Source organism: Sphingomonas sp. Ant H11 (assembly GCF_000797515.1).
Classification (GTDB): domain Bacteria; phylum Pseudomonadota; class Alphaproteobacteria; order Sphingomonadales; family Sphingomonadaceae; genus Sphingomonas.
In genome coordinates this window covers 1-5,955 of the sequence record NZ_JSBN01000137.1, presented here as the reverse complement: position 1 = coordinate 5,955, position 5,955 = coordinate 1, and the positions used below count along the sequence as shown (strand labels likewise).

The window sequence follows — 5,955 nt, the reverse complement described above, 5'->3', positions numbered from 1 at the left end:
CGACGACCCCATCAAGGTTCCCCCAGCACGTCGTTGTTCCAGAAGCGAATGACCTGATACCCTTCGGATTGGAGATAGCGTGTACGCTCTTCGTCCTGCTCGCGCCTGTCGCCATGGGTGTCGCCATCGACTTCGATGATGAGCTTGAGGCTGCGCGCGACGAAGTCGCAGATGAACGGGCCAATCGGCACTTGGCGGTTGAAGCGGAACCCCGCGACCTTGCGCGCACTGATCGCGCGCCACAAGCGGACCTCGGCTGCGGTTGGCGTGCTGCGTAGCGCTCGGGCTTTGGTCCGTTGCTCCATTCCCTCCCCCAACCCCTCCCGCAAGCGGGAGGGGAGTTTTATGGCCCCTCTCCCGCGCTTCGGCTTCGCCTCGCTTGCCCTCTCCCCGCGAGCGGGGAGAGGGAGATTAATCAGGCCGCCTTTTTCGCGCTGCAGAGGTAATCGATCAGGCTTGCCAGCGTCGCGCGCAGGTCGCGGCGGTGCTTCACCATGTCGATCATGCCGTGTTCCAGCAGATATTCGGCGCGCTGGAAGCCGTCGGGCAGCTTTTCGCGGATCGTCTGCTCGATCACGCGCTGTCCGGCGAAACCGATCAACGCGCCCGGCTCGGCAATCTGCACGTCGCCGAGCATCGCATAGCTCGCGGTCACGCCGCCCGTGGTCGGGTCGGTGAGCACCACGATATAGGGCAGGCCGGCATCGTGCAGCATGGCGATCGCCACCGTCGCGCGCGGCATCTGCATCAGGCTGAGAATGCCCTCCTGCATGCGCGCGCCACCGGCGGCGGTGAAGATGATGTAGGGGCAGTTATCGGCAATCGCGGTCTCGACGCCGCGCACGAAGGCTTCGCCGACGGCCATGCCCATCGACCCGCCCATGAAGGCGAAGTCCTGCACGCCGATCACGGCCTTATGCCCCTCGATCGTGCCCCGCGCGGTGATCAGCGCGTCGCCTTCGGAGGTCGCGGCGCGCGCCGCCTTGATGCGATCGACATAGCGCTTGGTATCGCGGAATTTCAGCGGATCGTCGGGCACCTTGGCCAGCGGCACGATGCTGTAGCTGCCCGCGTCGAACACATATTGGAAGCGCAGCAGCGGCCCGATGCGATCATGATGGTCGCAATGCGGGCAGACATAGAGATTGTCCTCCAACTCCTTGACGAAGGTCATCGTCCCGCAACCCTTGCACTTGTGCCAAAGGTTGTCGGGCGTGTCCTTCTTGACGGGGACAACGTAAGCGAGCGCGTTGCGCACGCTGGTAAGCCAGCTCATGCGAGTTCCTTCCGGGCGGCGTGAATCGCCTGCGACAGGGATTGAATATAGGTTTTTACAGCGGCCGGTGCAGCGGCACCGTGCTGGCCGACCAGATCGACGATTGCCGATCCGACCACCACGCCATCCGCCACGCGCGCGATCGCGGCGGCCTGTTCGGGGGTGCGCACGCCAAAGCCGACCGCAACCGGCAAATCGGTATGCGCCTTCAGCCGCGTGACCGCCGCGTCGATCGAGGTCTGTGCTGCCTGTTGCAGCCCGGTGATGCCGGCGACCGACACGTAATAGAGAAACCCGCTGGCGCCATCGAGCACGGTCGGCAGGCGCGTGGCATCGGTGGTCGGCGTGGCGAGGCGGATCTGGTCGATGCCGACCGCGCGCAGCGCGGAGCCGAGTTCGGGGTCTTCCTCGGGCGGGATGTCGACGCAGATCACGCCATCGACCCCGGCATCGCACGCCGCCTCGGCGAACCATTTGCCGCCGCGGATCGTCATCGGGTTGGCATAGCCCATCAGCACCAGCGGCACCTGCGGGTGCCGCGCGCGGAAGCTCTTGGCGATGGCGAGGATGTCGGCAGTGCGCGTGCCCGCTGCCAGGCTGCGGATATTGGCGGCCTGGATCGCGGGGCCATCGGCCATTGGATCGGTGAACGGCATGCCCAGTTCGATCACGTCCGCGCCGCCTTCGACCAAAGCGTCGAGGATGGCGGGGGTGGCGTCCGGGGTGGGGTCGCCCGCGGTGATGAAGGCGACGAGCGCGGGATGGCCTTTGGTGAAGGCGTCGGCGAGGCGGGTCATTCTGAGTCCTTGCGCTCTACTACCAGAATTCGCGCAGCCCCGACCGGGTGCGCGACATGTTCGTCTCCATCCTCGACCGAGACGCCGTCCCCGGCATGAAGCCGAACGACCTGCTCCACACCATCTTCGCGATAATGCATGTCGACCACGCCTTCGAGCACGGCAAACACTTCACGCCCGTATTGCGGTGCCAGCGATAGGGTTGGTCGGTCCAGTGCAGGCGCACTGCTACGTCTCCGAAATCGCCCAGCAGGCTGCTGCCCCAGGCGCGATCGGCGGTGAAGGCCTTTGCGGAAAAGGGTTTCATATCTTAGCCCTCTCCCCTTCAGGGGAGAGGGTTGGGAGAGGGGAAGTGGCGACAGCGCTCGCAATCGTCAGCAACACACCCTCAAGGTTGGTCATGACGTCGATGTTCGAGAATCGGATCACGCGATAGCCTTGTTCTTGGAGAAAATGCGTTCGGGCTTCATCATAGCCTTCTTGTCCGGCGTGGGTGTCGCCGTCCAGTTCTATCACCAGCATCGGGTCGCGTGCCGCGAAGTCCGCGATATAGCGGCCAATGACCTTTTGACGACGGAATTTGACGTTTTCGAAGCGCTTGGCCCGTAGCGCGAGCCAGAGGCGCTGCTCTGGTTCGGAGGGCTCTTTGCGCATCGCTTTGGCGTAGGCGGTCAGTCGGGCTTCGCGCACCTGACTTCCCCTCTCCCAACCCTCTCCCCTGAAGGGGAGAGGGCTTTTGCGCTCATATCTTCACCCCGAGCGCCTCGGCGACGGTGAAGATGTCCTTGTCGCCACGCCCGCACAAATTCGCCAGGATGATCTGGTCGCTGTCCATTTCGCGCGCGCGTTTCGCAACCGCTGCGATGGCGTGGGATGGCTCCAAAGCGGGGATGATGCCCTCGGTCCGGCACAGCAACTGGAACGCATCCAGCGCCTCGGTATCGGTGATCGAGGTATATTCCACCCGGCCGATCGAGTGCAGCCAGCTATGTTCGGGGCCGATGCCCGGATAATCGAGCCCGGCCGAGATCGAATGCGCCTCGGTGATCTGGCCGTCTTCGTCCTGCAGCAAATAGGTCTTGTTGCCGTGGAGGATGCCCGGCGCGCCACCGGCGAGGCTGGCGGCATGTTCCTTGTCGAGCCCGCGCCCGGCGGCTTCGACGCCGAGCATCATCACGTCGCCATCGTCGAGGAAGGGGTGGAACAGCCCGATCGCGTTCGACCCGCCACCGATCGCCGCGACCAGCAAATCGGGTAGGCGGTTGATGCGGCTGAGCATCTGCGCGCGCGCTTCGATGCCGATCACGCTTTGGAAATCGCGGACCATTTCGGGGTAGGGATGCGGGCCCGCCGCGGTGCCGATGATGTAGAAGGTGTCGTGGACGTTGGCGACCCAGTCGCGCATGCCCTCGTTCATCGCATCCTTCAGCGAATGCGATCCGCTCGTCACCGGGCGCACTTCGGCCCCCAGCAGCTTCATGCGGAACACGTTGGGGGCCTGCCGCTCGATATCCTTGGCGCCCATATAGATCACGCAGGGCAGGCCGAAGCGCGCGCAGACGGTGGCGGTGGCAACGCCGTGCTGGCCCGCGCCCGTTTCGGCGATAATGCGCGTCTTGCCCATGCGCATCGCGAGCAGGATCTGCCCGATGCAATTGTTGATCTTGTGCGCGCCGGTGTGATTGAGCTCGTCGCGCTTGAACCACACTTGCGCGCCTTTGCCCGCGGGCGCGCCTTCGCGCAGCGCCTCGGTCAGGCGCTCGGCATAATAAAGCGGGCTGGGGCGGCCGACATAATGTTCGAGCAGATCATCGAACTGCGCCTTGAAAGCCGGGTCGGCCTTGGCCGCGCGATAGGCGGTGTCGAGTTCCAGCACGAGCGGCATCAGCGTCTCGGCGACGTAGCGGCCGCCGAATTCGCCGAAATGCCCGCGCTCGTCGGGCTGGGTGCGGAAGGAGTTGGGGGCGTTCATAAGGGGGCCGTTTAGCAGGTGTAGAGCGCCAGCCAACCCCGTTCGCCCTGAGCTTGTCGAAGGGCCGCACGAAATCTGGCGGGCTGGGCGGCGACGCAGTGCTTCGACAGGCTCAGCACGAACGGAATTACAGGTCGCGCACGACCTCCAGAAACGCGCGGATCTTGGTCGTCTCCTTGATGCCCGGTGCGCTTTCCACGCCCGACGACACGTCGACCAAGGTCGCCTTGGTCACCGCCACCGCCTCGGCGACGTTCTGCGGATCGAGCCCGCCCGACAGCGCCCAGGGCAGCGGATGGCGGAAGCCGTCGAGCAAATGCCAGTCGAACCGCACGCCCATGCCGCCGGGCAGCGCCGCGCCGGGCGGGGTCTTGGCGTCGTACAGGATGCGATCGGCGACACCGCCAAAGGTCTCGGCCAGCGCCAGATCGCGCGGGTGCGCACCGCCACCGCCGCCCAGATCTGCAGGCCGCTCCGCGCCTTGATCGCGGCGGCGCGGGCCGGGGGCGTATCGTGCAATTGCAGCACCTCGAGCTGTCCGGCGGCGATTGCCTGCTCGACCAGCGCATCGTCGGGGTTCACCATCACGCCGACGCGCGCGACATGGCCGGGCACCCGCGCGGCCAGTTGCGCCGCACGATCGCGCGAGAGATTGCGCGGGGAGGGCGCGAAGAACACAAAGCCGACATGGCTCGCCCCACCGGCAATCGCCGCGTCGAGCGTCTCGGGCGTCGATAGCCCGCAAATCTTGGCAGTGGTCATTATGCGTCCTAGGTGCCCCGGCGGTGTCGCGAGGCGGGCGTGCTCAGAGTGTCCCGGCAATCTCGCGTGCGGCCAGATCGGGGTCTTCGGCCTGGGTGATCGGGCGGCCGATGACGAGGATCGACGCGCCGGCATTCACCGCGGCGCGCGGGGTGACGACGCGCTTCTGGTCGCCGACGACACCACCCGCCGGGCGCACGCCGGGAACGACGAAGAAGCCCTTGGGCCACAGCTTATGCGCGGCGGCGACTTCCTCGCCCGAGCAGACCACGCCGTCGACGCCGGCATCGCGTGCCAGCTCGGTCAGCCGCAGCACTTGTTCGTGCGGGTCGCCCGAACAGCCGATCGATTTGAGGTCGGCCCCGTCGAGGCTGGTTAGCGTCGTCACCGCCACCACCTTGGTGCCGAGCGGGGCGGCCGCCTTGGCGTCTTCCAGCATCGCGCGGCCCCCGGCGGCGTGGACGGTCAGGATCGCCGGGTCGAGCCCGCGCAAAGCCATGATCGCCTTAGCGACGGTGTTGGGAATGTCGTGCAGTTTCAAGTCGAGGAAGATCGGCAGGCCGAGCTCGGCCATATCGCGCACCCCGGCGCGGCCATTGGCCATGAAGAATTCCAGGCCGAGCTTGATGCCGCCGACATGGTGGCGGACCTTGCTCGCCAGCGCGCGCGCTTTGTCCAGCTCAGGCGTGTCGAGCGCAACGAACAGACGGTTGCTCATGCGGCATGCTCCGAGGCGGGGGCCTCGACCGGGTCGGGCGATTGTGCTGCGGCAGGCGGCGGGGCCATTGCCGCGCGCAGGTCGGCGAGCGTGCGCTCGGCGGTGGCGAGCCGGTTGCGCAAGCGCCAGCGCAGCGTCGAATGCCAGGCGAGCGTTGGCAGCAGCCCGGCAAGGAAGGTCAGCAGCAGCAGCAACGGCAGGTTGATCAGCGCCTCGACCCCGCCCCACAATTTGAGGGTCACGCTGGTCCAGTTTTCCAGCGTGAAGATCGCCGCGATGAAGGCGATGAGGCACCAGAAGAGGATTTTCAGAAATTGCATGGGCGAAGGTTAGTGCGAACGCGTCACGATTGCCAGCCTGCTTCCTCATCGCTTCCTCCCCTCCTGAAAGGGAGGGACGGGGGTGGGTCGGCTGATGGCGGGGGTGACGC

Annotated in this window: 8 protein-coding genes and 1 pseudogene; all 9 read right to left on the bottom strand. The window is 66.1% G+C overall.

What is annotated here, in order from left to right; genetic code table 11:
• Positions 1 to 11: 11 nt before the first annotated feature.
• The 9 genes and pseudogenes from NW75_RS19320 to NW75_RS19280 all read right to left on the bottom strand — a co-directional run bounded on the left by NW75_RS19320 (position 12) and on the right by NW75_RS19280 (position 5,845).
• A complete protein-coding gene (locus NW75_RS19320; RefSeq protein WP_231565330.1) occupies positions 12 to 305 on the bottom strand; it encodes an endonuclease domain-containing protein in 294 nt (97 codons plus the stop codon).
• 110 nt (positions 306 to 415) lie between these two features.
• A complete protein-coding gene (gene accD / locus NW75_RS19315) occupies positions 416 to 1,276 on the bottom strand; it encodes an acetyl-CoA carboxylase, carboxyltransferase subunit beta (RefSeq protein ID WP_033966945.1) in 861 nt (286 codons plus the stop codon).
• Positions 1,273 to 2,073, bottom strand: coding sequence for a tryptophan synthase subunit alpha (trpA, locus tag NW75_RS19310; RefSeq protein ID WP_033966943.1), 801 nt, complete (start codon positions 2,071 to 2,073; stop codon positions 1,273 to 1,275). Before trpA ends, accD begins: the two co-directional genes overlap by 4 nt.
• 19 nt (positions 2,074 to 2,092) lie before the next feature.
• Complete coding sequence (locus tag NW75_RS19305; protein ID WP_197057881.1) at positions 2,093 to 2,380, bottom strand: hypothetical protein; 288 nt, start codon at positions 2,378 to 2,380, stop codon at positions 2,093 to 2,095.
• Positions 2,377 to 2,727, bottom strand: coding sequence for an endonuclease domain-containing protein (locus NW75_RS19300; protein ID WP_033966947.1), 351 nt, complete (start codon positions 2,725 to 2,727; stop codon positions 2,377 to 2,379). The genes NW75_RS19305 and NW75_RS19300 overlap by 4 nt, the downstream gene beginning before the upstream one ends.
• A gap of 88 nt (positions 2,728 to 2,815) precedes the next feature.
• On the bottom strand, positions 2,816 to 4,045 hold the full coding sequence (gene trpB, locus NW75_RS19295; RefSeq protein WP_033966941.1) for a tryptophan synthase subunit beta: 1,230 nt from the start codon (positions 4,043 to 4,045) through the stop codon (positions 2,816 to 2,818).
• A gap of 127 nt (positions 4,046 to 4,172) precedes the next feature.
• Positions 4,173 to 4,807: pseudogene (locus tag NW75_RS19290) on the bottom strand (phosphoribosylanthranilate isomerase).
• Positions 4,808 to 4,850: 43 nt separating this feature from the next.
• Positions 4,851 to 5,525: an orotidine-5'-phosphate decarboxylase gene (gene pyrF, locus NW75_RS19285; RefSeq protein ID WP_033966940.1), complete on the bottom strand. Its 675-nt coding sequence runs from the start codon at positions 5,523 to 5,525 to the stop codon at positions 4,851 to 4,853.
• Complete coding sequence (locus NW75_RS19280; protein ID WP_010408277.1) at positions 5,522 to 5,845, bottom strand: hypothetical protein; 324 nt, start codon at positions 5,843 to 5,845, stop codon at positions 5,522 to 5,524. Before NW75_RS19280 ends, pyrF begins: the two co-directional genes overlap by 4 nt.
• Between the last annotated feature and the right edge of the window lie 110 nt (positions 5,846 to 5,955).

What these genes read in the sequence shown, in the direction of transcription:
- NW75_RS19320 (WP_231565330.1), bottom strand. Translation starts at nt 305, where the DNA reads ATGGAGCAACGGACCAAAGCCCGAGCGCTACGCAGCACGCCAACCGCA.
- accD (WP_033966945.1), bottom strand. Translation starts at nt 1,276, where the DNA reads ATGAGCTGGCTTACCAGCGTGCGCAACGCGCTCGCTTACGTTGTCCCC.
- trpA (WP_033966943.1), bottom strand. Translation starts at nt 2,073, where the DNA reads ATGACCCGCCTCGCCGACGCCTTCACCAAAGGCCATCCCGCGCTCGTC.
- NW75_RS19305 (WP_197057881.1), bottom strand. Translation starts at nt 2,380, where the DNA reads ATGAAACCCTTTTCCGCAAAGGCCTTCACCGCCGATCGCGCCTGGGGC.
- NW75_RS19300 (WP_033966947.1), bottom strand. Translation starts at nt 2,727, where the DNA reads ATGCGCAAAGAGCCCTCCGAACCAGAGCAGCGCCTCTGGCTCGCGCTA.
- trpB (WP_033966941.1), bottom strand. Translation starts at nt 4,045, where the DNA reads ATGAACGCCCCCAACTCCTTCCGCACCCAGCCCGACGAGCGCGGGCAT.
- pyrF (WP_033966940.1), bottom strand. Translation starts at nt 5,525, where the DNA reads ATGAGCAACCGTCTGTTCGTTGCGCTCGACACGCCTGAGCTGGACAAA.
- NW75_RS19280 (WP_010408277.1), bottom strand. Translation starts at nt 5,845, where the DNA reads ATGCAATTTCTGAAAATCCTCTTCTGGTGCCTCATCGCCTTCATCGCG.